General features: G+C 36.8%; 24 protein-coding genes. 17 read left to right on the forward strand and 7 right to left on the reverse strand.

Features of this window, described 5'->3' with window-relative positions; genetic code table 11:
• The first annotated feature begins 8 nt into the window (after window positions 1-8).
• The gene (locus RNZ47_RS06800) at window positions 9-371 is read left to right on the forward strand and encodes a CoA-binding protein (protein ID WP_311938084.1); all 363 of its coding nucleotides are present in this window, start codon (window positions 9-11) and stop codon (window positions 369-371) included.
• Here RNZ47_RS06800 and RNZ47_RS06805 read toward each other — a convergent pair.
• Window positions 342-1,802: a sodium:solute symporter gene (locus RNZ47_RS06805; protein WP_311938086.1), complete on the reverse strand. Its 1,461-nt coding sequence runs from the start codon at window positions 1,800-1,802 to the stop codon at window positions 342-344. The two genes, RNZ47_RS06800 and RNZ47_RS06805, sit on opposite strands and share 30 nt — an antisense overlap.
• Window positions 1,803-1,886: 84 nt before the next feature.
• Here RNZ47_RS06805 and recR point away from each other — a divergent pair, with 84 nt between their 5' ends.
• From recR to RNZ47_RS06875, 14 genes are all read left to right on the forward strand, one after another.
• Complete coding sequence (gene recR / locus RNZ47_RS06810; RefSeq protein ID WP_311938088.1) at window positions 1,887-2,504, forward strand: recombination mediator RecR; 618 nt, start codon at window positions 1,887-1,889, stop codon at window positions 2,502-2,504.
• A gap of 6 nt (window positions 2,505-2,510) precedes the next feature.
• On the forward strand, window positions 2,511-3,611 hold the full coding sequence (locus RNZ47_RS06815; RefSeq protein ID WP_311938090.1) for a glycosyltransferase family 2 protein: 1,101 nt from the start codon (window positions 2,511-2,513) through the stop codon (window positions 3,609-3,611).
• Between the two features lie 85 nt (window positions 3,612-3,696).
• The gene (locus RNZ47_RS06820; protein ID WP_311938092.1) at window positions 3,697-5,013 is read left to right on the forward strand and encodes a dihydrolipoamide acetyltransferase family protein; all 1,317 of its coding nucleotides are present in this window, start codon (window positions 3,697-3,699) and stop codon (window positions 5,011-5,013) included.
• Window positions 5,014-5,145: 132 nt separating this feature from the next.
• Entirely contained in the window at window positions 5,146-5,901 is a 756-nt protein-coding gene (locus tag RNZ47_RS06825; protein ID WP_311938094.1) for a hypothetical protein, read from the forward strand.
• Window positions 5,901-6,677 (forward strand): exonuclease domain-containing protein, encoded by a 777-nt coding sequence (locus RNZ47_RS06830; protein WP_311938096.1) that lies wholly within the window; start codon window positions 5,901-5,903, stop codon window positions 6,675-6,677. Before RNZ47_RS06825 ends, RNZ47_RS06830 begins: the two co-directional genes overlap by 1 nt.
• 206 nt (window positions 6,678-6,883) lie before the next feature.
• Window positions 6,884-7,495: a fumarylacetoacetate hydrolase family protein gene (locus tag RNZ47_RS06835; protein ID WP_311938098.1), complete on the forward strand. Its 612-nt coding sequence runs from the start codon at window positions 6,884-6,886 to the stop codon at window positions 7,493-7,495.
• Between the two features lies 1 nt (window position 7,496).
• Window positions 7,497-7,838: an Hpt domain-containing protein gene (locus RNZ47_RS06840; protein ID WP_311938100.1), complete on the forward strand. Its 342-nt coding sequence runs from the start codon at window positions 7,497-7,499 to the stop codon at window positions 7,836-7,838.
• Window positions 7,838-9,091: a competence/damage-inducible protein A gene (locus tag RNZ47_RS06845; protein ID WP_311938102.1), complete on the forward strand. Its 1,254-nt coding sequence runs from the start codon at window positions 7,838-7,840 to the stop codon at window positions 9,089-9,091. Before RNZ47_RS06840 ends, RNZ47_RS06845 begins: the two co-directional genes overlap by 1 nt.
• A 79-nt stretch (window positions 9,092-9,170) precedes the next feature.
• A complete protein-coding gene (gene rpmB / locus RNZ47_RS06850) occupies window positions 9,171-9,407 on the forward strand; it encodes a 50S ribosomal protein L28 (protein WP_311938104.1) in 237 nt (78 codons plus the stop codon).
• A 26-nt stretch (window positions 9,408-9,433) separates the two neighbouring features.
• Entirely contained in the window at window positions 9,434-9,616 is a 183-nt protein-coding gene (rpmG, locus tag RNZ47_RS06855; RefSeq protein WP_099574372.1) for a 50S ribosomal protein L33, read from the forward strand.
• 112 nt (window positions 9,617-9,728) lie between these two features.
• Window positions 9,729-9,881 (forward strand): DUF4295 domain-containing protein, encoded by a 153-nt coding sequence (locus tag RNZ47_RS06860; RefSeq protein ID WP_311938106.1) that lies wholly within the window; start codon window positions 9,729-9,731, stop codon window positions 9,879-9,881.
• Window positions 9,882-10,155: 274 nt separating this feature from the next.
• A complete protein-coding gene (ftsY, locus tag RNZ47_RS06865) occupies window positions 10,156-11,109 on the forward strand; it encodes a signal recognition particle-docking protein FtsY (protein ID WP_311938107.1) in 954 nt (317 codons plus the stop codon).
• Between the two features lie 64 nt (window positions 11,110-11,173).
• A complete protein-coding gene (locus tag RNZ47_RS06870) occupies window positions 11,174-11,602 on the forward strand; it encodes an SRPBCC family protein (protein ID WP_311938109.1) in 429 nt (142 codons plus the stop codon).
• Window positions 11,603-11,681: 79 nt separating this feature from the next.
• Window positions 11,682-13,334, forward strand: a complete 1,653-nt coding sequence (locus tag RNZ47_RS06875; RefSeq protein WP_311938110.1) for an amidase family protein — start codon at window positions 11,682-11,684, stop codon at window positions 13,332-13,334.
• On the opposite strand, the gene RNZ47_RS06880 is transcribed toward RNZ47_RS06875, so the two are convergent.
• Window positions 13,331-14,416, reverse strand: coding sequence for a serine hydrolase domain-containing protein (locus RNZ47_RS06880; RefSeq protein ID WP_311938112.1), 1,086 nt, complete (start codon window positions 14,414-14,416; stop codon window positions 13,331-13,333). The two genes, RNZ47_RS06875 and RNZ47_RS06880, sit on opposite strands and share 4 nt — an antisense overlap.
• A 140-nt stretch (window positions 14,417-14,556) precedes the next feature.
• Between RNZ47_RS06880 and rimO the strand changes: the two genes are divergently transcribed.
• Window positions 14,557-15,858 carry a 30S ribosomal protein S12 methylthiotransferase RimO gene (gene rimO / locus RNZ47_RS06885; RefSeq protein WP_311938114.1) on the forward strand — a complete coding sequence of 434 codons (1,302 nt, stop codon included), beginning with the start codon at window positions 14,557-14,559 and terminating at the stop codon, window positions 15,856-15,858.
• A 480-nt stretch (window positions 15,859-16,338) separates the two neighbouring features.
• Here the strand turns inward: rimO and thrC are convergent, their stop codons facing one another.
• The 3 genes from thrC to thrA all read right to left on the reverse strand — a co-directional run bounded on the left by thrC (window position 16,339) and on the right by thrA (window position 21,252).
• Window positions 16,339-17,631, reverse strand: coding sequence for a threonine synthase (thrC, locus tag RNZ47_RS06890; protein ID WP_311938116.1), 1,293 nt, complete (start codon window positions 17,629-17,631; stop codon window positions 16,339-16,341).
• 182 nt (window positions 17,632-17,813) lie between these two features.
• A complete protein-coding gene (locus RNZ47_RS06895; protein ID WP_311938118.1) occupies window positions 17,814-18,737 on the reverse strand; it encodes a homoserine kinase in 924 nt (307 codons plus the stop codon).
• A gap of 70 nt (window positions 18,738-18,807) precedes the next feature.
• A complete protein-coding gene (thrA, locus tag RNZ47_RS06900; protein ID WP_311938120.1) occupies window positions 18,808-21,252 on the reverse strand; it encodes a bifunctional aspartate kinase/homoserine dehydrogenase I in 2,445 nt (814 codons plus the stop codon).
• A 424-nt stretch (window positions 21,253-21,676) separates the two neighbouring features.
• On the opposite strand from thrA, the gene RNZ47_RS06905 reads away from it, so the two are divergent.
• Window positions 21,677-23,242 carry an NAD(P)H-hydrate dehydratase gene (locus RNZ47_RS06905; protein WP_311938123.1) on the forward strand — a complete coding sequence of 522 codons (1,566 nt, stop codon included), beginning with the start codon at window positions 21,677-21,679 and terminating at the stop codon, window positions 23,240-23,242.
• A gap of 61 nt (window positions 23,243-23,303) precedes the next feature.
• On the opposite strand, the gene RNZ47_RS06910 is transcribed toward RNZ47_RS06905, so the two are convergent.
• Complete coding sequence (locus tag RNZ47_RS06910) at window positions 23,304-24,338, reverse strand: TlpA family protein disulfide reductase (protein WP_311938125.1); 1,035 nt, start codon at window positions 24,336-24,338, stop codon at window positions 23,304-23,306.
• An 80-nt stretch (window positions 24,339-24,418) separates the two neighbouring features.
• Window positions 24,419-25,276, reverse strand: a complete 858-nt coding sequence (locus RNZ47_RS06915) for a substrate-binding domain-containing protein (protein WP_311938127.1) — start codon at window positions 25,274-25,276, stop codon at window positions 24,419-24,421.
• Window positions 25,277-25,289 lie beyond the last annotated feature (13 nt).

Consider the following 25,289-nt stretch of genomic DNA (forward strand, 5'->3'; position numbering starts at 1 on the left):
TTAACATTATGAGTAAGAAAACACTAGTGATCGGCGCTTCGGTAAAACCAGATAGGTATTCAAATTATGCCATTCGAAAGCTTGTAAATAAAGGGCATAACGTTGTATCTTTTGGGCTTGAAGCGGGTACGGTTGCGGGAGTACAGATTGATAGACAACTACAACCATACGATAATATACATACCATTACACTGTATTTAAACCCCAAACGGCAAGAAGCGTATTATGATTATATAGTGTCCTTAAAACCCGAGCGCGTGATTTTTAATCCGGGGACGGAAAATTATGAGTTTTATGAAATTTTAAAAGAAAACCATATTGGTTATGAGACAGCTTGCACTTTAGTCCTTCTTTCTACTAATCAATATTAAGCCCAAATATGTGATGATGCCGTTGAGTGGTAAAATTTCCCAATGAAATTTATAAGCTCCTAAAACACTTTCCGGTAACGATGTAATGGCAAGGCTTAATGTTATGGATAACAACGCAACAATCCACGCATATTTGTCTTTAATTTCACGTTTGGTTAAAATACCAAAAGCGAATAGACCTAAAAGCGGCCCATAAGTGTAGGTAGCAAATTTGAATAAGTTGCTTACCACGTTGCCCTCCAAATTGTTAAATACAATAACCACGATTATTAATAACAACGAAACGCCAACGTGAACTTTTTTTCGCAGCGGTTTTTGCTCTGCTTCGGGTCTTTTTTCAATGTTCAAAAAATCTACCGAAAACGAGGTGGTCAATGAGGTTAACGCACTATCTGCGCTACTATAAGCAGCCGCAATTAACCCGATAAGAAAGGTAATGGATAGCGCATTACCCAAACCTTGATTCATGGCAATTTCCGGGAACAGCAAATCGGTACGTGTAATTTCGTTTACAACCGGTATTTGCAAGTTGAATTTATCGGCATAAATAAACAGCAAAGCACCAAGTGATAAAAAGGCGAAATTTACAACAATAACTAAGGTAGCCATGGTAAACATGTTTTTCTGGGCGTCCTTTTGGTTTTTACACGTTAGGTTTTTTTGCATCATATCTTGGTCCAAACCCGTCATGGCAATCGCTATGAATATACCTCCAATAAAGTATTTCCAGAAATAAGTGGTCGCATAGGGATCATCAAAAAAGAAGATTTGACTTTTAGCAGAAAACGATTCAGATTTCAGCATACTGATTAAGGTAAAATCCAATTTTTGGTTTATCAAATAAATACCAACACCCACCGAAACGAGCATCGCCAAGGTTTGCAAAGTATCGGTCCAGATAATCGTTTTTATACCGCCTCTATTGGTGTACAGCCATATTAATAAAATGGAAACCACAACGGTTAACCAAAACGGCACACCGAGCTTTTCAAAAACAATATACTGCATCGATAAAGCCACTAAATACAGCCGGAATGAAGCACCGGTTACCCTAGAAAGCAAGAAGAAAAAAGCCCCGGTTTTATAACTTACTTTACCAAATCGCTGCTCTAAATATTGATAAATTGACGTTACATTTAGTTTGTAATACAACGGAAGCAATATTAATATGATAAATAAATATCCTACAAAAAACCCGAAAACACCTTGCATATAGGCAAATTGCTGGCCGCCAATCATCCCCGGAACCGAAATAAACGTTACACCGGAAAGCGATGCCCCAATCATTCCAAAAGCCACCAAATACCACGGCGATTGCTTTTTGGCCTTAAAAAAAACGTCGTTACTATCGTCTTTTCCAGTTAGATATGAAATTAAAATAAGTAAGCCAAAATAGGCAGCAATAAGTAGAAGGATTTGTGTTGCGGTCATAAAAACAATTTTTCAACTGCCAAATTACGTAAAAGTTGATAAGATTATAAAACAAGTTCAGAATAAATAGTAAATTCGCAACCTATGGAGTTTTCTTCAAAATTGTTAGAACGGGCCGTAAACGAAATGTCGCAATTACCAGGAATTGGTAAACGTACCGCATTGCGTTTGGTTTTGCATTTATTAAGGCAGCCTAAAGAGCAAACCACTGCACTGTCGCAAGCATTACAGAATATGCGCAGCACCATAAAGTTTTGTGAATTCTGCCACAATATTAGTGATTTCAATCTATGCGAAATATGTGCCAATCCCAACAGAAATGAAACTATTATTTGTGTGGTTGAAGATGTTAAAGATGTAATGGCCATTGAAAACACCAGTTCATTTAAAGGGTTATACCATGTTTTGGGCGGAAAAATTTCGCCAATGGATGGCATTGGACCACATGATTTGAATATTGAAACCTTAGTAAAAAAAGTAAAACAAGGCGTGGTTAAAGAACTTATTTTTGCGTTAAGTTCAACGATGGAAGGCGATACCACCAATTTTTATATTTACAAACAAATTCAGGATTATAACGTTATCACATCAACTATAGCGCGAGGTATTTCGGTTGGTGATGAGTTGGAATATGCCGATGAGATTACCCTAGGAAGAAGTATCGTAAATAGGATTCCGTTTGAAACCTCTTTAAAATTATAATTTCATTTGAAGCTCTCAGTTGTAATTTTAAACTATAATGTGCGCTACTTTTTAGAACTCTGTCTAAAAAGTGTGCAAGCCGCTATTGCCGAAATTGAAGCAGAAATTATTGTAGTTGATAATAATTCTGAAGACGATAGTTGCAACATGGTAAGTGCATTGTTTCCTGAGGTGAAACTCATAAAAAATAAAGAGAATTTTGGTTTTTCAAAAGGAAACAACATTGGCGTTTCTCAGGCTACAGGCGAGTATATTTGCATATTAAACCCTGATACAGTCGTTGCAGAAGATACATTTAACAAGATTCTTGATTATGTACAAACAAAAGAAAAATTTGGCATCGTAGGGTGTAAATTAATAAACGGTGCAGGAGATTTTTTACCGGAAAGCAAGCGAAATGTTCCGTATGTAAATGCCGCTTTCAAAAAATTGCTGGGTAATTCAAAAGACTATTATGCGAATCGTTTAAATGAAAATGAAACGGGCAAAGTCGATGTGTTGGTCGGGGCGTTTATGCTTGTAAAACGCGATGTGTACAATGCGGTAAATGGTTTTGACGAAGATTATTTTATGTACGGCGAAGACATCGATTTATCATATAAAATGCTAAAGACTGGTTACCAAAATTACTATTTTGGAGACACTACGGTTATCCATTTTAAAGGCGAAAGCACTTTAAGGGATAAATATTATGCACGTCGTTTTTATGGCGCCATGCAAATATTCTACAAAAAGCATTTTAAGAAAAACATACTGTTCGATATGCTCGTCTGGCTTGGTGTAAGGTTGGTTTATATTCTCAGAAAAACACCGGTAAAAAAGGTGGTGCCTATTGAAAAATATGTGTTAGTTTCTAATCAAATCAATGAAAAGCTTAAATTTGTATTGCAAAAAGAGATAACTTTAAAATCAGATTTAAGAAATATTCAAAAATTTACAGAAGTTATTTTTGATGCCAAAGCATTAGGTTATAAAAAGATTATTGAAATGATTGAAGAAGGTGTAAACAACGAACCTGTCACCTATAAAATTTTATCGGAAAACTCCAATTTTATATTGGGGAGTGACGATGTTATCAGTAGAGGAGAAGTTATTATTTTAGAATAATGATTTTGTAAATAATTTAAAAAAATCAATCATTTTTTATTAATTTTGCAAACTCAAATTAAAAAACAAGGATTATATTATTGATATGGCAAAGTTTGAACTTAAATTACCGAAAATGGGCGAAAGTGTTGCAGAGGCAACAATAACTGCTTGGTTAAAAGAAGTTGGCGATTCTATCGAATTGGATGAAGCGGTTTTAGAAATTGCGACCGATAAGGTAGATAGCGAAGTGCCAAGTGAGGTTGATGGTGTTTTAGTTGAAAAACGTTTTAATGTTGATGATGTCGTTCAAGTTGGTCAGGTTATAGCGGTAATTGAAACCGACAGTGAAGATGGTGGTTCCGTAGCTGAAACTGCACATGCTGAAACCGAAAATCAAGCGGCGGCTGTTGAACAAGTTGAGCAGACTGTAACTGTTGCAAAAGAAACAGTGGCTACGGTGAGCTCTAGCGCGGGTCGTTTTTATTCACCATTGGTAAAAAACATTGCAAAACAAGAAGGTATTACACAAGAAGAATTAGATGCCATTACAGGTTCGGGTAAAGACGGACGTGTAACTAAAAACGATATTCTAAACTATATAGAAAATAGAGGCGCTGCTAAAAAAGTAGAAGCTCCGGTTGAAACCCCAAAACCGGTTGGAAAAGCTGAACCACAACAAAAAACAGCACCAAAACCTATTGTTGCAAGTGGCGGAGATGAAATTATTGAACTTACCAGAATGGGCAAACTCATTGCGCATCACATGGTGGAATCCACGCAAACATCGGCACACGTTCAAAGTTTTATTGAAGCCGATGTTACCAAAATTTGGAATTGGAGAAAGAAAGTTAAAGATGGCTTTATGAAACGTGAGGGTGAAAATTTAACCTTTACGCCAATTTTTATGGAAGCCATTGCTAAAGCATTGCGCGATTTCCCGATGATGAATATTTCCTTGCAAGGCGATACCATTATCAAAAAGAAAAATATTAATCTGGGTATGGCCGCGGCTTTACCAGACGGCAATTTAATTGTGCCGGTTATAAAAAATGCCGATCAGCTTAATTTGGTTGGCATGTCCAAACAAGTTAACGATTTAGCAAACAGAGCACGTTTAAACCAACTAAAACCAGACGATATCCAAGGTGGAACGTACACCGTTACCAATGTGGGCACCTTTGGAAGTATTATGGGCACACCCATTATCAATCAGCCACAAGTAGGGATTTTAGCATTGGGGGCCATACGTAAAGTGCCAGCGGTTATCGAAACGTCTGAAGGCGATTTTATTGGTATTCGCTATAAAATGTTTTTATCGCATTCTTATGACCACCGTGTTGTAAATGGCGCATTAGGCGGGCAATTTGTAAAAGCGGTTAAAGATTATTTGGAAGCTTGGGATAGTCAAAGGGAGATTTAATTTCATTTTGAGCAAATCGAAGAATCTGATTATGGAAATAATAAAAAAACCAACCCATAAAACGGTTGGTTTTTTGTTTTTTACACTTTGGTAAGTTTAGTACCTTTATCAATTGTAAAATAAAAGTGATTTATGCATTCAAACAAAAACAATAATTTATCAAGCTTTGTAAAAAGCCAAATGGCTGTTGTTTTTTTTGTTCTCAGTTTAAATGTGTTTTCCCAACCTAAAACCATTTATGCAGATCAAAATGATAGAATCATATCTAAATCGGATTACCAAAAGAAAATAAACTCGTCTATTTATACTGGTTTTCTATATAGAACAGATTCCGTAGTTTTGGAAAAATTGAGATTGAATTATTACTTTGGTAAATTAACTCCAATTGTAAGAACTCAGTTTTTTAAATTTTTAAATCATAGGCATCAAATAGATACGACCAAATCTTTGCTTATTCGTTACACGGATACTTTAAGAGCAAAATCTGAATATCCGATAAGGGATTTTTTTATTTTAAACAACCATGAAATCAAAGATTATAGCGTTACTTATAAGAAATTTATATCAGGAAAAAAGAGTAGTGAAGTGTATTACAGAAGGTATAAAAGGAAATTAGTTTATTTGGAATTCTACCTTCATAACAACGGTCATCCAGAAGTTTATGAAAACTTACGTTGGCACAAAGACTACGGAGGCCTCATAAAGAAGATTTTTCATTATTTAAAAAGTGATTTAAGGACAATTATAATTCATCCCGATGGTGAATTTTATATAGAATCTTCTGAAACAAAACTGCCTTTTCCCGATTTGTTTAGGAAAAGAAATTGGTTTAAACATAAAAACCAATTCATTAAAGACATTAAAGAATTAAATAACATATATAATTAATGCAACTCAATCTCACAAAACCCATTTGTTTCTTCGATTTGGAAACAACAGGAGTTAATATTTCAAAAGATCGTATCGTAGAAATAGCCATACTTAAAGTACACCCTAATGGCAAGGAAGAAAGCAAAACCTGGTTGGTAAACCCGGAGATGCCCATCCCAAAGGAAGTAACGGAAATCCATGGCATTTCTGATGCCGATGTGGCCGATAAGCCCACGTTTAAGGAACTGGCAAAAGAAATTTACAACCTTATTAAAGACTCCGATTTGGGAGGCTTTAATTCCAATAGATTCGATATTCCGCTTTTAGCCGAAGAAATGCTTCGTGCCGAGGTTGATTTCGATATGAAAAACCGTTTGTCTGTCGATGTGCAAACCATCTTCCATAAAATGGAACAGCGTACTTTAAGTGCTGCCTATAAATTTTATTGCGATAAAAATTTAGATGGTGCGCACAGTGCCGAGGCCGATACCAATGCGACCTTTGAAGTGTTAAAAGCGCAAATCGCCAAATACGACGACCTTGAAAATGACACCAAATTTTTAGCCGAATTTAGCTCGCGAAAAAAGTTTGCCGATTTTGCAGGTTTTATAACCTATAACAAAAAAGGCGAAGAGTGTTTTTCTTTCGGAAAACACAAAGGCAAAAAAGTCACCGAAGTGCTGGAAAAAGAACCCGGGTATTTTGGTTGGTTGTTAAATGCCGATTTTCCGTTGTACACCAAAAAAGTGCTAACGGCTATTAAGTTAAAGAGCTTTAATAATAAACTGGACTAAAGTGAAGTTGCAGTTTTCAGTCTTGGTCGCGGACCTTGGCAGATAGCTGCGTTAGGGATTGAACGGTCTGTTTGAGCTCCCCGACGCAGGAGGGAGCGAGTAGTGAAAGCCCGACCACTTGCACTGAGCGCAGTCGAAGGGTTGTGGTAACGCCCAAATTAAATCTTTGCATCTTAGCGCCTTTGTGCAAGAAAAATGAATATATTATGAAACTTATTTGCATCGGCAGAAATTACACCGAACACATTAAAGAACTGGAAAACGAAAAACCATTGGATCCGGTAGTTTTTTTGAAACCAGACACGGCCATTCTCCTTAAAAAACAACCCTTTTTTATTCCGGATTTTTCGGATGATGTGCACCACGAAGTCGAAATTTTGGTAAAAATAAATAGAGTAGGGAAGCATATTGATAAAAAATTTGCACATAAATATTATAATGAAATCGGGCTTGGAATTGACTTTACCGCACGCGATTTACAAAGCCAGTTAAAGGCAAAAGGCTTACCTTGGGAAAAAGCAAAAGCCTTTGATGGCGCTGCCGTTGTTGGAAATTGGTTACCTGTTGACAGTATTAAAAACGTGAACGATATAAATTTCTCGTTGCAAAAAAACGGTACCGTAGTACAGCAAGGAAATACAAGCCACATGCTCTGGAAAATTGATGACTTGATAGAATATGTGTCAAAATATTTCACTTTAAAGATTGGAGATATTATCTTTACGGGCACACCGGCGGGAGTTGGCAAAGTTATTGCTAACGATAAGTTGGAAGGATTTATAGAAAACAAAGCTATGTTTTCAATTACAGCTAAATAAAATGGAACAACATTATAAACTATATAGGGTACGCGAATTGGCCGATAACGACGAGGATTTTGTTAAAACCTTGGCCGAAACATTTTTAGAAGAAGTGTCTGAAGATGCAGAACGGCTAAAAAATGCGGTGGCCGAAAAAGATTATCAAGAAGCTTATCAAGCAGCTCATAAAATGAAACCTACGGTAGATTTGTTTGAGCTTGGTATTCTTGACGATTTAATCGAGGTTCAAGATTGGGGAAAATTCACCAAAACAGATATGGATATTACCGAAAAGCTAAATATTGTTATTACGGCGGTAGACAAGGCTTTGGTGGAAATTAAATCCGATTTTAAGCTGTAATGCAAGCCGAAATAATTACCATTGGCGATGAGTTGCTCATAGGGCAGGTTATCGATACCAATTCTGCATATATTTCAAAACAGCTTAATAAAATTGGCGTTTCGGTTTATCAAATGACTTCCATTCAAGATGATAAAACGCACATTCTGCAAGCTTTAAAAGAAGCCGAGGGAAAAGCCGATATTATTATACTTACCGGTGGATTGGGCCCAACAAAAGACGATATTACCAAAAACACGCTTGCTGAATTTTTTAACGACACCTTAGTTCGTGACGCTTCCGTATTAAAAAATATTGAGCTTCTCTGGGGAAAAAAAATAAATCAACCGCTTAAACAGGTTAATATAGACCAAGCTTTGATACCTTCAAAAGCATCGGTTTTAATGAATAAATACGGTAGCGCCCCAGGAATGTGGATTGCATCAAAAGGCAAAGTATTTATATCGCTTCCCGGTGTGCCTTTTGAGATGAAGGCTTTAATGGAACACGAGGTGCTTCCTAAATTAAAGGATACTTTTAAATGTCCGTTTATATTGCATAAAACACTATTGGTTTATGGTGTTGGCGAAAGTTCGCTTGCCGAAAGAATAGAGGATTGGGAAGACGCCTTGCCAAAACACATCAAGCTTGCTTATTTGCCAAACTTAGGCAAAGTGAGGCTGCGATTAACCGCAAAAGGGTTTGATGAACAACAAATAAAAAACGAGGTACAGCAACAAATAGACCGCTTGTTACCTTTAATTAAAGATGATTTTTTTGGTTTTGAAGAAGACGAATCCTCCATTGAAACCGTTATAGGAAAGCAATTGGTAAAATTAGGCAAAACACTTGCTTTGGCCGAAAGTTGCACTGGCGGTAAAATAGCCGAACAAATCACTGCCAATGCAGGAGCCTCCGCTTTTTTTAAAGGCGGTTTGGTAACCTATGCCACACAATCTAAAATAGATGTTTTGGGAGTTCCGAAAGCCATTATCAATGTCCATTCCGTGGTAAGCGCGCAGGTTGCCGAGGCCATGGCAAAAAACGCTTTGCAAATGTTTAATACCGATTACGCCATTGCAACCACAGGAAATGCGGGGCCGGAAAAAGGCGATTCCAATGCCGAGGTTGGCACCGTTTTTATATCCATAGCGACAAAAACACATGTTTTTTCCGAAGTATTCAACATGGGAAACCATCGTGTAAAAGTGATAAATAAAGCCGTAAATAAAGCCTTCGAAATGCTTCAAAAAGAAATTTTAAAAAATAGATAAAAAATAGGTTGTCATAATATAAAGTATTTGTATATTTGCACCTCGAATTTAAGCAACAAAAAAATTAAAGTTATAAATAATGTCAAGAGTTTGTGAACTTACAGGAAAGAAGGCAATGGTTGGAAACAACGTGTCTCATGCATTAAATAGAACTAAACGCAAATTTAATGCGAATTTAGTGAAAAAACGTTTTTACATTCCAGAAGAAGATAACTGGGTAACTTTAAAAGTTTCTACTTCTGCTTTAAAAACAATTAATAAAATTGGTATTTCTGCAGCAATTAAGGAAGCAAGATCTAAAGGGTTTTATAAATAATAGCTGTATTTAACAAGTAAAAAGACATGGCAAAAAAAGGCAACAGAATACAAGTAATATTAGAATGTACAGAGCATAAAGAGTCTGGGCAACCAGGAACTTCACGTTACATTACTACAAAAAACAAAAAAAATACGCCAGAAAGAATGGAGATTAAAAAATTCAATCCAATTCTTAAACGTATGACAGTTCATAAAGAAATTAAATAATTAGAAATTTTTCCAAGAAAATTTCAAATAACCCAAATTAGAAATTTTTCCAAGAAAATTTCAAATAATATAAATTAGAAGTTTTAAAAAATTTCAAAACGCATAAGTAGTCATGGCAAAAAAATCAGTAGCATCATTACAAACAGGATCAAAAAGATTAACAAAAGCTATAAAAATGGTTAAGTCTCCAAAAACAGGAGCTTACATGTTTGTTGAGTCTATCATGGCTCCAGAATTTGTAAACGACTTTTTAAACAAAAAGTAAAAACCAAATTACATCAATATTTTAAAAACTGCTTTCATTTCCTGGAAGCAGTTTTTTTATGCTTATATTTTAGTAAATTTACTGCCATAATTGCAGTAAAAAAATGTGGTGCGAAAATTGACAATAACCATTTGGGCGTTACCACAAGGGTCGGGCTTTCGGTAGTCGCTTCCCGATAAAAAAATCGGGAGAGCTTCAACAATACCTCAATCCCTAACGCAAAAGCAAAATTATATGGAGCCTAACAACTCGACAACAAACAACCAGCAACACTATGAGCTTTTTTAAAAAAATATTTTCATCGGAAAAAAAAGAAACATTAGATAAAGGATTGGAAAAATCCAAATCCAGTTTTCTCGGTAAACTAAGTAAAGCCGTAGCGGGAAAATCTAAAGTAGACGATGAAGTTTTGGATAATCTGGAAGAAGTTTTGGTATCTTCCGATGTTGGCGTAAACACCACATTAAAAGTTATCGAGCGCATAGAAGAGCGTGTTGCAAAAGACAAATATCTGGGCACCGACGAGCTCAATAAAATTCTCCGCGAAGAAATCGCAGGCTTATTAAGCGAAACCAATTCCGGCGAAGACACCGAGTTTACCATTCCGAAAGATAAAAAACCCTATGTCATCATGGTGGTTGGCGTAAACGGTGTGGGCAAAACTACAACCATTGGTAAGTTGGCGTATCAATTTAAAAAACAAGGTTTAAATGTGGTGCTTGGTGCAGCCGATACTTTTAGGGCCGCAGCGATAGACCAATTACAGGTTTGGGCAGACCGCGTAGATGTACCTATTGTAAAACAATCTATGGGTAGCGATCCGGCATCGGTGGCTTTCGATACTTTACAGAGCGCCGTAAACCAAAATGCCGATGTGGTTATTATTGATACTGCCGGCCGTTTGCACAATAAAGTAAACTTAATGAATGAGCTTACCAAAGTAAAACGTGTGATGCAAAAAGTGGTTGATAACACGCCAAACGATGTGTTGTTGGTGCTTGACGGCTCTACCGGTCAAAATGCTTTTGAGCAAGCCAAACAGTTTACCGCAGCTACCGAAGTAACAAGTTTAGCGGTTACAAAATTAGACGGCACTGCAAAAGGTGGGGTTGTAATTGGGATTTCAGACCAGTTTAAAATACCCGTTAAATATATTGGGGTTGGCGAAGGTATTGACGATTTACAGGTTTTTAACAAGTTTGAGTTTGTCGATTCGTTTTTTAAATAAACGTTTTGTCATTCCCGCGGAGGCGGGAATCTTATAATCGATAATTTTTCATAATTTTATAATTATGAGTTATTCTATTTTTCATAACTTTCAAATAAAAGCATCTCCAAAAAAGGTGTTTGATGCGGTGTCCCAACCCGAGCACCTCGATAACTGGTGGACTTTAAAATCTTCAGGGAAACCAGAGATACATGCAACATATAATTTAAATTTTACCGATGATTACAATTGGTTCTGCAAGGTTTCAAAAGTAAAAAGCAATGCGGCATTTCATTTAAAAATGACAGATGCCGATAAAGATTGGAAGCCAACCACCTTTGGTTTCGATTTGGAAGAAACCGAAAATGGTACCATGGTGAAGTTTTGTCACGTAAATTGGCCGGAAAACAATCATCATTTTAAACATTCTTCATTTTGTTGGGCTTTGCTGTTAAACGGCCTAAAGAATTATTTGGAAAAAGGCATTATCATTCCTTTTGAAGATAGAAATTGAGACGGTAATTTATCATTCCTGCGCAGGCAGTAGAATATTTCATTTAAATTTTTCACTATTTTAGTGCAAAATACTGACCATGAGACTTTCTATATTTTTCTTATTCTCCTTTTTAATCTTTTCTTGTAAAAACCCAAAAGCAGACCATAGTGTTTCTGATAATATTGCTTTAGAAGACGCCATGGTTTTTTCAAACGATTCCATTAAAGATTTTAGAGCATTTAAAGTTTTGGATTCAGAATATATCAATGTTTCTGAGCTATGGGAACCTTTTGAAAACGACTTAAACGATTTTACGGACGAAACTTATAACCGTTTAAAACCATTAATTTTAGAAGCAAACATTCCAACCCTTCACGAACACATATCATCTGGTAAACTATCTTACGAATTGCTCACTAAATTCTATTTGTATCGTATTAGAAAGTTCGATAGAGAAAATTCTTTATCATTAAATTCAGTAATCTCATTAAATCCGAATGTCATTAAAGAAGCCATAAAAGCAGATAACACAGATTTTGAGGTTGAGCCACATGCCATTTATGGCATGCCAATTTTATTAAAAGATAATATAAATACAGAAGGAATGCCTACGACTGCTGGAGCTGTGGCGTTACAGAATAATAACACCGAGGATGCTTTTGTGGTAAAACAATTGAAAAGCAAAGGGGCTTTAATTTTAGGAAAAACCAACCTAAGCGAATGGGCCTACTTTTTCTGTGGCGATTGCCCAAGCGGCTATAGTGCTGTTGGCGGACAAACCTTAAATCCTTACGGACGAAGAATTATGGATACAGGTGGTTCGAGTTCGGGTAGTGGTGTGGCCGTTGCTGCTAATTTTTGTGTTGGGGCAGTGGGTAGCGAAACGTCTGGTTCAATATTGTCACCTTCAAGTCAGAATTCAGTTGTTGGCTTAAAACCAACCATTGGCTTGTTGAGCAGAAGCGGTATTGTGCCTATTTCGTCAACTTTGGATACACCGGGACCGATGACCAAAAACGTAACGGATAACGCCATTTTATTAGACGCGATGTTTGGTTTTGATGACAGCGATTCCAAATCGATTGCTACAAAATCCGGCACTGGTTTTTATGGTAACAAAGCGTCGTTTAAAAACGATTTGACCGGGAAGCGCTTTGGGGCATTCAAAAGACTGATGGAAGATTCACTTTACGTCCGAGCAATTGCAGAATTAAAAATTAAAGGCGCTGTAATCATTGAGGTTGAGGAAGAAAAAGTTGATTTACCTGATTTTTTAAGGTTGTTAAATTTAGATATGAAAACCGATTTGCCTGAATATCTTTCAGATTACGCGAGTAACGAGGTTGCGGTGGCGTCTGTACAAGATGTTATTGATTTCAATAAAAAAGATTCCTTAAATCGGATGCCTTATGGCCAAAAACTATTTGAAGGTATTGTAGCAGATAGTTCAAGCCACGAAGCGTTTCAAGAGATAAAAAACACATTAAAGGCTAATGGAAGAAGTTTTTACGACAAACCTATGAAAGAACACAATCTTGATGGGTTTTTATCAATAAATAATTACCATGCAGGTTTTGCAGCCGTTGCCGAATACCCTGCTATAACGGTTCCCATGGGTTATACAGAAAAAGGCGCTCCAAAAGGCTTAACGTTTATTGGGAAACCTCTATCTGAAAATGATTTATTGGGTTGGGCATATATATATGAGCAGGTTTCCAAAAGGCGAAAAGCGCCAAAAAACTATAATTAATCAATTAGTTTATTGATTTCGCCCCAAAGGTCGTTATCAAAACTCGAAGGCCCCAATAAAGCTTCGCCGGCATCATCGCCCATTCTAACTATTACAAGGTTTTTACTGGGAACGATGTACAGTTTTTGATCGTCTTTTCCTAAGCCCGCAATTAAATCATCTGGGGCATTCGGCATTAATTTCCCTTGGAATTCCATAGTCAACCCTGGGCCTCTAAAACTATATTTTCCATTCAACCACCACAAATAACCATAAGCTTTATTTAGGTTTTGCGAGGTGTTCGTCATTGCTTCAAAATAGCTGTTATCATTTAAAATGACAGTGTCATTCCACACACCTTTATTTAGATTCAACAGTCCAAACCGCGCCATATTTCGGGCGGTACTATAGTATAATTTAAAATAGCCAATGTGTAACCAAGCCCCTTGTATCCCGATTTTATTCTTTAATTTATCATTAAAATAATTACTAAAATCGGTATTAACGGCATTGCCCACAATGTCGTGTAATATGGTATAAGGCCCGTTGTGATAGTACCAAAAACTACCGGGTTCGTTTTTGTAAATTAAACAATCGGGGTCTGTGCAATTGTTGTTAGGCACGGTAAAATCCAATCCCGTGGTCATCGTTAAATGATTCCAAATGCTTATATTTTCTTCCTGTTCTGTCGTTAAACTGGTCCATCCGCTACCCAAATAATCGCTCGATGCATCATCAATACTTAAAAAGCCTTCTTGTTGCGCAATACCCGTAGTAAAGGCCACTAAGGTTTTGGCAGCAGAATTCCACGCTAAGTTAGAGGTTTCATCTTCTCCATTTCCGTACCATTCAACCACCATACGGCCATCCTTTAAAATGATAAAAGCTTTGGTGCCTTTGCTTTCAACGTAATTTAAGAGCGGTTGTAAGGCACTTTCATTCCAACCCAAATCACTCACCGATTTTGTTTCCCAAACATTAGAATTTATCGGTGGAAAATAGAGTTCGTTATCGATAGGAGTTTCATCAATAGGTTCATTATTGGAAGCGCAATTAAAACAGGATATTGCAATAATCATAAAGTAGTAGATGATCTTTTTCAAAACAGTAGATTTTATTTTTTGGACATGTAAATATACTAAAGGTTTAATTGGCATATTAAATTTCAAAAAGCGCAATTAATAAATCTTAGCTCTTAAATCGTTTCGTATTGCGTATCTTTGCGCCCATATTTATAAAACCTATGCGCACAAAAACGCTTAAAAAGAATAAAATAAACGTAGTAACTCTGGGCTGTAGTAAAAATGTTTACGACAGCGAGGTGTTAATGGGACAACTTAAAGCCAATAATAAAGAGGTTGTACATGAAGAGGAGGGCAATATTGTAGTGATTAATACCTGCGGTTTTATTAATAATGCCAAAGAGGAAAGTGTTAATACCATTCTGGAATACGTACAGAAAAAACAAGAAGGAGAAGTTGATAAAGTGTTCGTAACGGGCTGTTTAAGCGAACGTTATAAGCCCGATTTGGTTAAGGAAATCCCCAATGTGGATGAGTATTTTGGAACCACCGAACTACCCGGTTTACTTAAAGCTTTGGGTGCCGATTATAAGCACGAGCTTATTGGCGAACGTTTAACCACGACACCTAAAAACTATGCCTATTTAAAAATTGCCGAAGGTTGCGACAGACCCTGTAGTTTTTGCGCCATTCCTTTAATGCGCGGAAAACATAAAAGCACGCCGATTGAAGAGGTTGTTATTGAAGCTGAAAAGCTGGCAGCAAACGGTGTTAAGGAATTGATTTTAATTGCACAGGATTTAACGTATTACGGACTGGATTTATATAAAAAGCGAAACTTAGCCGAATTGCTTGAAGCGTTGGTAAATGTTGAAGGTGTGGAGTGGATTCGGTTGCATTACGCATTTCCAACGGGTTTCCCCATGGATGTGTTGGAGGTGATGGAGCGCGAGCCGAAAATATGTAACTATTTGGATATTCCGCTGCAGCACATTTCAGACTCGATTTTAAAAAGTATGCGCCGTGGAACCACAAAGGAAAAAACTACAAAACTGCTTCAGGAATTTAGAGCTAAAGTTCCTAAAATGGCCATTAGAACCACGTTAATTGTGGGATATCCCGGAGAAACCGAAGCACATTTCCAAGAGTTAAAACAGTGGGTTACCGATATGCGTTTTGAACGTTTGGGATGTTTTACTTATTCGCACGAAGAAAATACCCATGCCTTTAATTTAGAAGATGATGTGCCGGAAGACGTGAAAATTGACCGTGCCAACCAGATTATGGAAATCCAATCGCAGATTTCTTGGGAATTGAACCAACAAAAAATAGGGCAGGAGTTTAAAGTGGTTATCGATAGAAAGGAAGGTAATTATTTTATTGGGCGCACCGAATTTGATTCGCCCGATGTGGATAACGAAGTGCTTATTGATGCTACAAAAACCTATTTAAAAACAGGTGAATTTGCTACCATTAAAATTATTGAAGCTGAGGATTTTGACCTTTATGGTGAGGTTGTTTAGGTAGTTTCGTTTAATGCAAAAATAAAGCTCCGTTTTAATGAGCTTTATCGGGTGTTAAACGAAGGTGTCGTTTTTTTTCTGACAAAGTCAATAATGCTTTTTTTAAAAGTTTGAAACTACCGAAGTGCTATTTAAAATCGAGTTTTACACCCTGAAGCAAAAAATCAAACAGATATTCGGGCGCAAAAAGCCCCCATACAATCGGAATACATATTAATGTGACCATCGCGTATTTTAATATGTTATTTTCATTTTTACTAAGTAAGATCAATACTATGTAAATAACTAAATAATATAGAAACAACCAACCAAAGGCAATTGAAAACAATGGCATAAAACCACCAAGCAATAAAGTGATAATAGTTGCTATCGCTAATATTATTAAAGTTATCAAGCATGTTTTTTTTAGCAGTTTCATAAATTATTTTTGGTTTCTGTCCGTATGTCTTCGATGTTTCTCTAGTTTGATAAAATCAAAACCTACTTTAATAAAAAGTCTTTTAAATCATTATAAGCCGAAATCTTCGTCGCTACTTTTTCCTTATCCATAACCGCCTCGATTTGGGTTGGAAACGGCTGTTTTTCTTTTATAACTTCTTCAACCACATCCAAAAACTTGGTGGGATGCGCCGTTTCTAAAAATACGCAATGTGCGTTTGGGTTTTCTTTTAAATACGCTTTGCATCCTAAATAGCCCACGGCACCGTGTGGGTCTGCCACGTAATTGAATAGTTCGTAAATTTCCAACATCGCTTCTTTGGTGGTCTCATCTGAAAAACTATACGACGACAGGTTGTCTTTTAACGCTTCAAAGTTGTTTTTATAAATTTCCTGAATACGGATAAAGTTACTCGGGTCGCCTACGTCCATAGCATTGCTTATGGTTTGTACCGATGCCTGAGGTTGGTAATTTTGCGATTGTAAATAGCGGGTCACCACATTGTTTTCATTATTAGAAGCAATAAAATGTTTAATGGGCAATCCCAATTGTTGTGCCATCATGCCCGCACCGACATTGCCAAAATTTCCGCTTGGTACGGAAAACACCATGTTTTTATGTTTTTTATGCAATTGTTTATAGGCAAACATAAAATAAAAGAGTTGAGGTAACCAACGTGCAACGTTAATGGAATTGGCCGAGGTAAGTTGCATTTGGCTTGTTAATGCCTCATCTAAAAAGGCGGTTTTAACCATGGCTTGGCAATCGTCAAAAGTGCCATTAACCTCTAAAGCTTTTATATTTTGACCCAAAGTTGTAAGTTGCTTTTCCTGTATATCGCTCACTTTTCCGCTGGGGTAAAGGATCACGACATTAACGCCTTTTACACCTAAAAATCCATTGGCCACAGCACCACCTGTATCGCCCGATGTGGCTACCAAAACGGTTACTTCGTTCGTGTTGTCTTTGTTAAAATAACCTAAACAGCGTGCCATAAAACGCGCACCAACGTCTTTAAACGCCATGGTTGGACCATGGAACAATTCTAAAGTAGAAATGTTTTCATTGAGTTGAACCACAGGGAAATCAAAACTTAAGGTTTCTTCAACGATGGTTTTTAAAACCGCTTCCGGAATTTCAGGCGTAACGAATTGTTTAATGGCTTCGAAAGCTATTTCGGAGTGCGATAAATTATCGATATCATCAAAAAATGATTGTGGTAAAGGCGTTATGCTTTCCGGGAAATACAAGCCTTTATCTGGCGCTAATCCTTTTATAACCGCATCTTTAAACGATGTGTTTGGTGCTTGTTTGTTTAATGAGTAGTAGTTCATTTCTTTTATATTGACCGAAGACCGTTGACGGAAATCTGGTTATTAGTTGTTCGTAATTCTAATCCATTCGTCATTGCGAAGCAAATTTTTATTTGCTGTGGCAATCTGTTGATAATTTACTTAAATTTAAAAGATTGCCACGTCGTAAAAACTCCTCGCAATGACATCTATTTCAATTTAATCTATTCAATAATCTTTATGCCTTGTGTATTAATTTTGCACACATAAGTATCAAACTTTATATTCGTTTTTGAGTACACGTTAATCATAGCTTCCTCTACGTTTTTAGCTTTTTCAATTCCTTCGGACAACGAAAAAATTGAAGGTCCAGAACCAGAAATCCCAGAGCCCAAGGCGCCATGTTTTAAAGCGGCTTGTTTTACGTCGTCAAAATACGGAATCAGTTTACTTCGGTGTGGTTCTATAATAACGTCGTGCAGCGACCTTTTAATTAATGGGTAATCGTTGGTGTGCAGCGCGTGAATTAAACTCCCAAAGTTACTCCATTGCGTTATGACGTCTTGAAGCGGAACTTGTTTTGGCAGAATGGCTCTGGCCTCGGACGTTTTTATTTCAATCTGCGGATGAATAATGGTCGCATACAAATTATTGGGCACAGGAATTTGTAAAACCTCAAGTGGCGATACGCTTTTTACCAAGGTAAATCCCCCAAAAATAGCTGGTGCCAAATTATCGGCGTGTTCACATTGGCTCGCCAATGCTTCGCCTTTTATGGCAAATGCCGTGAGCTCCGTTTTATTAAAAGGTTTGCCCAAAAGTTCGTTCATTCCAAAAACACTGCCCACCGCACTGGCGGCACTACTGCCAATACCACTTCCGGGTTTTATGTTTTTACGGATTTCAATTTCGAAACCACAATCTGGATTTACCGCCTCGTACATGGCCAATGCCGAAACCCCAGCTACGTTTAACTCGGTTTCCGTGGGTAAATTAAAACCTTCAACCTTGGTTATAAAAATGCCTTTTTTGTCAACTTTTCTAATCGTCATTTCATCGCCAATCGTGTCTAAGCAAAAGCCCAACACATCAAAACCACAAGCGACATTGGCAACTGTTGCAGGCGAAAATATTTTTATTTCGTTCATATTTTTATAGAATTAAGAAAAGAGAAATGAGACAAATCTATTTTCTCTTCTCTTTATTCTTTTGTCCTTTTTAATTATTTCCAATTCTAATAATATCAGAGAAAATACCCGAAGCCGTTACATCGGCTCCAGCACCTGCACCTTTAATAATCATGGGCTGCTCTGGATAACGCTGGGTGTAAAACATCACAATATTATCGCTGCCCTCTAAATTGTAAAAGGGGTGCCCTTCAGGAATTTCCTGTAAGCCAACGCTTGCTTTTCCGTTGTTAAACTGTGCCACGTATTTTAATTGGCATTGGTTCGCTTTCGCGGAAGCATATAAGTTTTGATAATGCGCTTCGTCATCAATTAACGTTTGATAAAAATCATCAACCGTAACGCTTTTTAACCCTGATTCCGATAAGAATGGAGTATTTTCAATGTCTTCCAAATTCATTTCTACACCACTTTCCCTGGCCAAAATTAAAATTTTTCGGGCCACATCCACACCGCTTAAATCAATTCTTGGATCCGGTTCGGTATAGCCTTCAGCCTGTGCTTGCTTAACCACGTCATGAAACTTGGTATTATCATTAAAGTTGTTAAGAACGAAGTTTAAACTGCCCGATAAAACCGCTTGAATGGATGTGATTTTATCACCTGAAGCTATTAAATTGTTCAACGTATCAATAATAGGTAAACCGGCACCAACATTGGTTTCAAACAAATAAGGGGCGTTGTATTTAAGCGATAAACGTTTTAACAAACGGTAATTTTCGTAATCGCTGGAACAAGCAATTTTATTACAAGCCACCACACCAATACTTTCGCGCAAATATTTGGCGTACAAATTGGCCACGTTTTTATTTGCAGTAACATCTACAAAAATGCTATTGCGTAAATTCAATGCTTTTGTATTTTCAAAAAAGCCTTCTAAAGTCGCTTTTTCTCCAGTTGTTAATAGCGCTTTCCAATTTTTTAAATCAATGCCATCTTCATCAAAAATCATGGTTCTGGAATTGGATAACCCAATAATGCGCAAGTTGATTTTTAAGTTTTCCTTTAAGTACTTTTTTTGTTGTTTAATCTGTTCCACCAAGCGCTCGCCAACATTACCAACGCCCGTTATAAATACATTTAACTGTTTGGTTTGGGTTTCGAAAAACTGCTCGTGCAATGTGTTTAACGCTTTTTTCACGTCTTTTTTATCAATAACCGCAGAGATGTTTTTTTCTGAAGCACCTTGTGCAATCGCACGAATGTTGATATTGTTTTTTCCTAAAGTGCTAAACATTTTACCACTAATACCTTGGTGGTTTTTCATGTTATCGCCAACCAATGCAATAATTGATAATCCGGTTTCTACAATAATCGGGTCAATTTTATGGAGCGCAATTTCATTTTCAAACACTAAATCGATGGCGGTTTTTGCTGCTTCGCTTTCGTTTTCATCGAGTCCTAAACAAATAGAATGTTCCGACGATGCCTGTGTAATTAAAACTATATTTATTTTTTCCTGTGCAAGAGTTTCAAACAAACGTTTTGAAAACCCGGGAATACCAATCATGCCGCTGCCTTGAAGTGTTAACAAGGCAATATTGCTGATGTTGCTAATACCTTTAACGGGCAATGCCGCATGGGATTCGTCATTGGAAATAACCGTACCCGCCGCTTCTGGTTTTAGTGTGTTTTTTATGTGGATGGGAATGTTTAAATCCAAAACCGGTTGTACCGTTGGTGGATATAAAACCTTGGCGCCAAAATGCGATAATTCCATAGCTTCTTGATACGAGATTTTCTCAATCGGGTAGGCTTGTTTTACTAATTTAGGATTGGAGGTAAACATGCCGCTAACATCGGTCCAAATTTCCAATTGTTCTACCTTTAAAGCTGCTGCAACAATGGCCGCTGTGTAATCGGAGCCACCACGACCGAGTGTGGTTTGTTCGCCTAAAGTTGATTGTGCCACAAAACCCGGAAGTACGGTAATTTGCTGGCTTGCCGATTTAAAATAATCTTTAATGTTTTTATTGGTTATTCCAAAGTTCACTTCGGCTTTCGTGAAATTTGAATTGGTAATTATCAAGTCTTTTGAATTTTTTCGTTCTGCTGATAACCCCCTGTTTTTCATGGTTTCAGCAATGATGAAAGACGATAAAGCCTCACCAAAGCCAACAAGCTTATCGGATGTTTTTGGCGACAATTCATTAATCAAATAAATGCCGTCCAATAAACTTTTAAGTTCGTTTAGCCTGCTTTCAACAGCGGTTAAAATAGAGTGATTGTTATCTGGATTGAGTTCGTTTATAATTTCAAAATGAATATCCTTGATGTTGCCGAACGTATTTATGAAACCGCTGTCTTTATTTTTTGCTTGGTTACCGGCTTGTAAAAGCTTATCGGTAATACCGCCAACTGCTGAAACCACAACTATTACAGCACCGTTTTTCGAATAATTATCTAGAATTTGTATAACGCTATTTATGTTTTTTGAAGAACCTACAGATGTTCCTCCAAATTTTAAAACCTTCATTTTTAATGAATTAGTATTTTTAGTAAATTGATTAAGAAAATGTAATTGTAAAAATTACAAAGATAGCCTAAAGAGAATATAGTTAACAACCCCAAGGGGTAATGGTAGTACCAAAAATAGAAGCTGTGCCTTTTGTAGAAAAAGGAAGTGCTTGGATCATATTTTGGTTTAAAAGAATCATTATAATCATATATAATACAATTCAAAATTATTATTTTTAACTTAATAAAAAAACAAATCGAACTTTTTTATAGTATTCTTATGAAGTCTCTATTTTTATGAAAGAATAATGCTAAAATTTATTATGAATTGAAGAATTGATAATTGATAAAAGGAACATTCGCAATTAGCGATTTATATTCAAATAGGAATATTTTATTGGTGTGCTTCAAGCGGACGATACAAAACATATAGATAAAAACACATGAAAGTATTTTCAAAAGAACAAATTTATGAAGGTGACAAGCTAACTGCCGAACGCCAAAACATCACATCTACCGAATTGATGGAACGTGCAGGCACCCAAATTTTTAATTGGATGCACATGCGTATGCAAGGTGCCCAAGTGCCTATTCACGTATTTTGTGGCATTGGTAATAATGGGGGCGATGGTTTGGTGATTTCCCGCCATTTGGTTACACACGGTTACAATGTTAAAACCTATGTGGTTAATTGTAGCGATAAGCGTTCAAAGGATTTTTTGGTTAATTACGACCGCATAAAAAATGTAACTAAAAAATGGCCAACCCTATTGAGTTGCACCGAAGATTTTCCTGAAATTCACCATGACGATATCATTGTTGATGCCGTATTTGGAATTGGGCTTAACCGACCCGTAGATAGTTGGTTAAAAGCGTTATTTATGCATTTTAGGAGCACAAAAGCGTTTACGCTGTCTATTGACGTACCTTCAGGATTAAGCACCGATAAAGTGCCAACAGACCCCGATGCAGTGGTTTGGGCGGGTTACACCTTGAGTTTTGCATCGCCAAAATTAGTGTTCTTTTTGCCTGAAACCGCAAAATATACCGTGCAATGGGAAGTGTTGGATATAGACCTGGACCAAGAATTTTTATACACCACCGAAACGGAAGTCGATTTAATTGGAAAACATGAGGTTTTGCCCATGTACATTCCTAGGGAAAAGTTTTCGCATAAAGGGCAGTTTGGGCATGCGCTTATTATTGGTGGAAGTTACGGGAAAATTGGTGCGGTAACCTTGGCAAGTAAAGCCGCACTATCGGCCGGAGCGGGTTTGATAAGTGCTTACATCCCAAAATGTGGGTATGGGGTTTTACAAACATCGTTTCCTGAAGCTATGGTAATTACCGATGAAAACGAAGAACTTATTACTAACATCGATTTTAAAAAAGTAGAACCCACTGTTATTGGTTTTGGCGTGGGCGTTGGTACCAACCCTAAAACCGTAAGTACTCTTGAGGCATTTTTAAAAACCAATAAAATACCATTGGTTATTGATGCCGATGGGATAAACATATTATCAAAAAAGAAAGCCTTATTACAATTATTGCCCGAAGCCACGGTTTTAACGCCACATCCTAAAGAATTGGAGCGCTTGATTGGCAAGTGGAAAGACGATTTTGATAAACTAAAAAAAGTAAAAGCTTTTTCAATAAAACACAGCACTATAGTCGTTATTAAAGGCGCAAATACCATAACCGTATTCCAAGATAAATTATATGTAAACACCACAGGAAACCCAGGGTTGGCTACTGCGGGAAGTGGCGATGTGTTAACGGGTATTATAACGGGTTTAATATCTCAAGGTTACAATCCGTTGGTCGCTGCTGTTTTTGGGGTGTATTTACATGGAAAATCCGCCGACATCGCTGTTGAGGATTTTGGCTATCAAAGTTTAATTGCGAGCCATGTGATAAATTATTTAGGTGAAGCTTTTATAGATTTGTTTAAACAACCCGAACAGCCGCCACAAGAGCAGGAAGAGGATAAAAAAGAAGATAAAAAGTAATTTATACACCCATAAAAAAAGCCGCGATTTGCGGCTTTTTTGTAAAATATTATATTGAGAATTAAATATTCAATTCGGTAAATAGTTCTTTAATAGATGAACTTGATGGTCTAGGCGCATCAGGAGTTACTACATTTCCGTTAGGATCAATCAATAAAAATCTTGGAATACCTTTAATTTTATAATCTTGAACAAATTGAGTTTGCCATCCTTTAGGTGCAAATAATTGGATGCCTCCTAATTCTTTATCGGTAACCATGGCTTTCCAGTTTTCTCTGGCTTTATCCCAAGAACCGCCGTGACTTCTATCGTCATCAATCGATAAACTAACAAACTGAATGTCTTTTCCGTGGTATTCTTTTTCCAAGGCTTTTAAAGATGGAATTTCAGCTTTACACGGTCCGCACCAAGTAGCCCAAACATCAACATACACATATTTCCCTTTTAAATCGGAAAGCGACGTGGTAGAGCCATCAATATTTTCAAAGTTTTCAAACACTGGAGAAGGTGTTCCTTTTGGCAGCTCTTCTTTTAGGGCAATAGATTCTCCTAAGTATCGCTTGTAAAAGTTCAACATGGGTTCAATCTCATTTTTGCCTTTGTTTATTACTGAGGTGTCAACATGTGAATTGACATCGTAAAATGCAGACAACTCATTTTTTATATTATCCAATTCCGATTCTAAACCAGCCATGTCCAATTTAGATAACTCGTCCATGTTCAATAATTTTTCCTGAAGTAATGATTTTTCAGCTAAAAAATTACTGTGTTCTGCACCTTCACCTGAATATTTTACTGATTCATCAAATGCTTTGGTATCAACGGCTACGTTTAAATCGAATCCGTTTTTTAAGAATGCCGCTGTAGATTCACTTCCATCATAAAGAAAATAAACACCGGTTTCAACTTTTAAAGTATCCTTAAAAGTACCATCTTCATTAACTTGAATGGTTTTTGAATAGCCTCGGGTTCTAACAACTAAAGAGTCGCTGTTTTTATCTGTAATTTTACCTGATAGGGTAACATAATCTTTGGGTTCTTCTTTACAAGACACTGCTACAACAAAAGCGCAGCATAAAATAAATAGTTTTTTCATTTTTTTAGTTTTAAAGATGTAAAAATAGCCATTAAGACAGTTTTTATGGCAGGATTAACAATTGTTTAAGAAATAGAAGTTTATTGCACGTTGTGCGTAAGCTGATTATAATCGACAATTTTAGGAATAATATTGAGGGCAAATAATTGGTTTTGAACATGCTGTAGTGTTTTTTTATCGATAAGTTTTTGCGACCACTCGGTTAAACTTAACCATTTTTGCACATCTTCAAGCTTTTGCTCGTAACGATTTGCAATGGTTTTATCAATACTTGGGATGTCTTTAAATTCCGCAGTGGTATTATTAATTATACGTAAAATGGTTTTAAGTGTTTCGGTATCTGATGCGATAAAATCTTCGTGAACCGCTATTACAAAACAAGGCCAGGGCGATGGGCAATTGCCAATGCGCCTAAACGTACCTTGGTCTACAATGGGTTTTGTTGTAAATTTTTCCCATAAAAAATAATCGGCTTTTCCATTGGTTAATCCTTCAACCGCACCGTCGAGATTTTTTATTTCCTCAAAATTCAAATCCTCTTCCAAATCCCAATTATTGTTTTTCGCGTTGATGTATGCCATTAAATGCGAGCCCGAACCGTATCTGCTAATCGCGGCTTTGGTTCCTTTTAAATCTTCAACCGATTTGTAAGGTGAATTGTGTGCCACATGAACCCCCCAAATTAAAGGCGTTTGCACAAAGGTTTGTACAATTTTACTCGGATTTCCGTTTATAATATCCGTTACAATGCCTTCGGTAAGAATAACAGCAATATCGATTTTTTTATCCCGTAGCGCTTTGCACATTTCGCCTGTGCCACCGTAATAATCGTGCCAGCGCAGATTAATGTTTTCGTTTTTGTATTCCCCTTCTTTTAAGGTTAAATACCACGCTAAATTAAAATGCTCGGGGACACCGCCAATGTTTATTTGCTTCATTAATGTCAATCTT

The sequence above is a fragment of the Hwangdonia seohaensis genome (assembly GCF_031932625.1).
Lineage (GTDB): Bacteria > Bacteroidota > Bacteroidia > Flavobacteriales > Flavobacteriaceae > Hwangdonia > Hwangdonia seohaensis.

Coding starts and splice junctions, on each gene's coding strand:
- RNZ47_RS06860 (WP_311938106.1), top strand. CDS start 9,729: ATGGCAAAAAAATCAGTAGCATCATTACAAACAGGATCAAAAAGATTA.
- rpmB (WP_311938104.1), top strand. CDS start 9,171: ATGTCAAGAGTTTGTGAACTTACAGGAAAGAAGGCAATGGTTGGAAAC.
- RNZ47_RS06820 (WP_311938092.1), top strand. CDS start 3,697: ATGGCAAAGTTTGAACTTAAATTACCGAAAATGGGCGAAAGTGTTGCA.
- RNZ47_RS06835 (WP_311938098.1), top strand. CDS start 6,884: ATGAAACTTATTTGCATCGGCAGAAATTACACCGAACACATTAAAGAA.
- RNZ47_RS06910 (WP_311938125.1), bottom strand. CDS start 24,338: ATGAAAAAACTATTTATTTTATGCTGCGCTTTTGTTGTAGCAGTGTCT.
- RNZ47_RS06805 (WP_311938086.1), bottom strand. CDS start 1,802: ATGACCGCAACACAAATCCTTCTACTTATTGCTGCCTATTTTGGCTTA.
- RNZ47_RS06875 (WP_311938110.1), top strand. CDS start 11,682: ATGAGACTTTCTATATTTTTCTTATTCTCCTTTTTAATCTTTTCTTGT.
- rimO (WP_311938114.1), top strand. CDS start 14,557: ATGCGCACAAAAACGCTTAAAAAGAATAAAATAAACGTAGTAACTCTG.
- RNZ47_RS06830 (WP_311938096.1), top strand. CDS start 5,901: ATGCAACTCAATCTCACAAAACCCATTTGTTTCTTCGATTTGGAAACA.
- rpmG (WP_099574372.1), top strand. CDS start 9,434: ATGGCAAAAAAAGGCAACAGAATACAAGTAATATTAGAATGTACAGAG.
- RNZ47_RS06870 (WP_311938109.1), top strand. CDS start 11,174: ATGAGTTATTCTATTTTTCATAACTTTCAAATAAAAGCATCTCCAAAA.
- RNZ47_RS06895 (WP_311938118.1), bottom strand. CDS start 18,737: ATGAACGAAATAAAAATATTTTCGCCTGCAACAGTTGCCAATGTCGCT.
- RNZ47_RS06915 (WP_311938127.1), bottom strand. CDS start 25,276: ATGAAGCAAATAAACATTGGCGGTGTCCCCGAGCATTTTAATTTAGCG.
- RNZ47_RS06845 (WP_311938102.1), top strand. CDS start 7,838: ATGCAAGCCGAAATAATTACCATTGGCGATGAGTTGCTCATAGGGCAG.
- recR (WP_311938088.1), top strand. CDS start 1,887: ATGGAGTTTTCTTCAAAATTGTTAGAACGGGCCGTAAACGAAATGTCG.
- RNZ47_RS06840 (WP_311938100.1), top strand. CDS start 7,497: ATGGAACAACATTATAAACTATATAGGGTACGCGAATTGGCCGATAAC.
- thrA (WP_311938120.1), bottom strand. CDS start 21,252: ATGAAGGTTTTAAAATTTGGAGGAACATCTGTAGGTTCTTCAAAAAAC.
- RNZ47_RS06825 (WP_311938094.1), top strand. CDS start 5,146: ATGCATTCAAACAAAAACAATAATTTATCAAGCTTTGTAAAAAGCCAA.
- RNZ47_RS06905 (WP_311938123.1), top strand. CDS start 21,677: ATGAAAGTATTTTCAAAAGAACAAATTTATGAAGGTGACAAGCTAACT.
- thrC (WP_311938116.1), bottom strand. CDS start 17,631: ATGAACTACTACTCATTAAACAAACAAGCACCAAACACATCGTTTAAA.
- RNZ47_RS06800 (WP_311938084.1), top strand. CDS start 9: ATGAGTAAGAAAACACTAGTGATCGGCGCTTCGGTAAAACCAGATAGG.
- ftsY (WP_311938107.1), top strand. CDS start 10,156: ATGAGCTTTTTTAAAAAAATATTTTCATCGGAAAAAAAAGAAACATTA.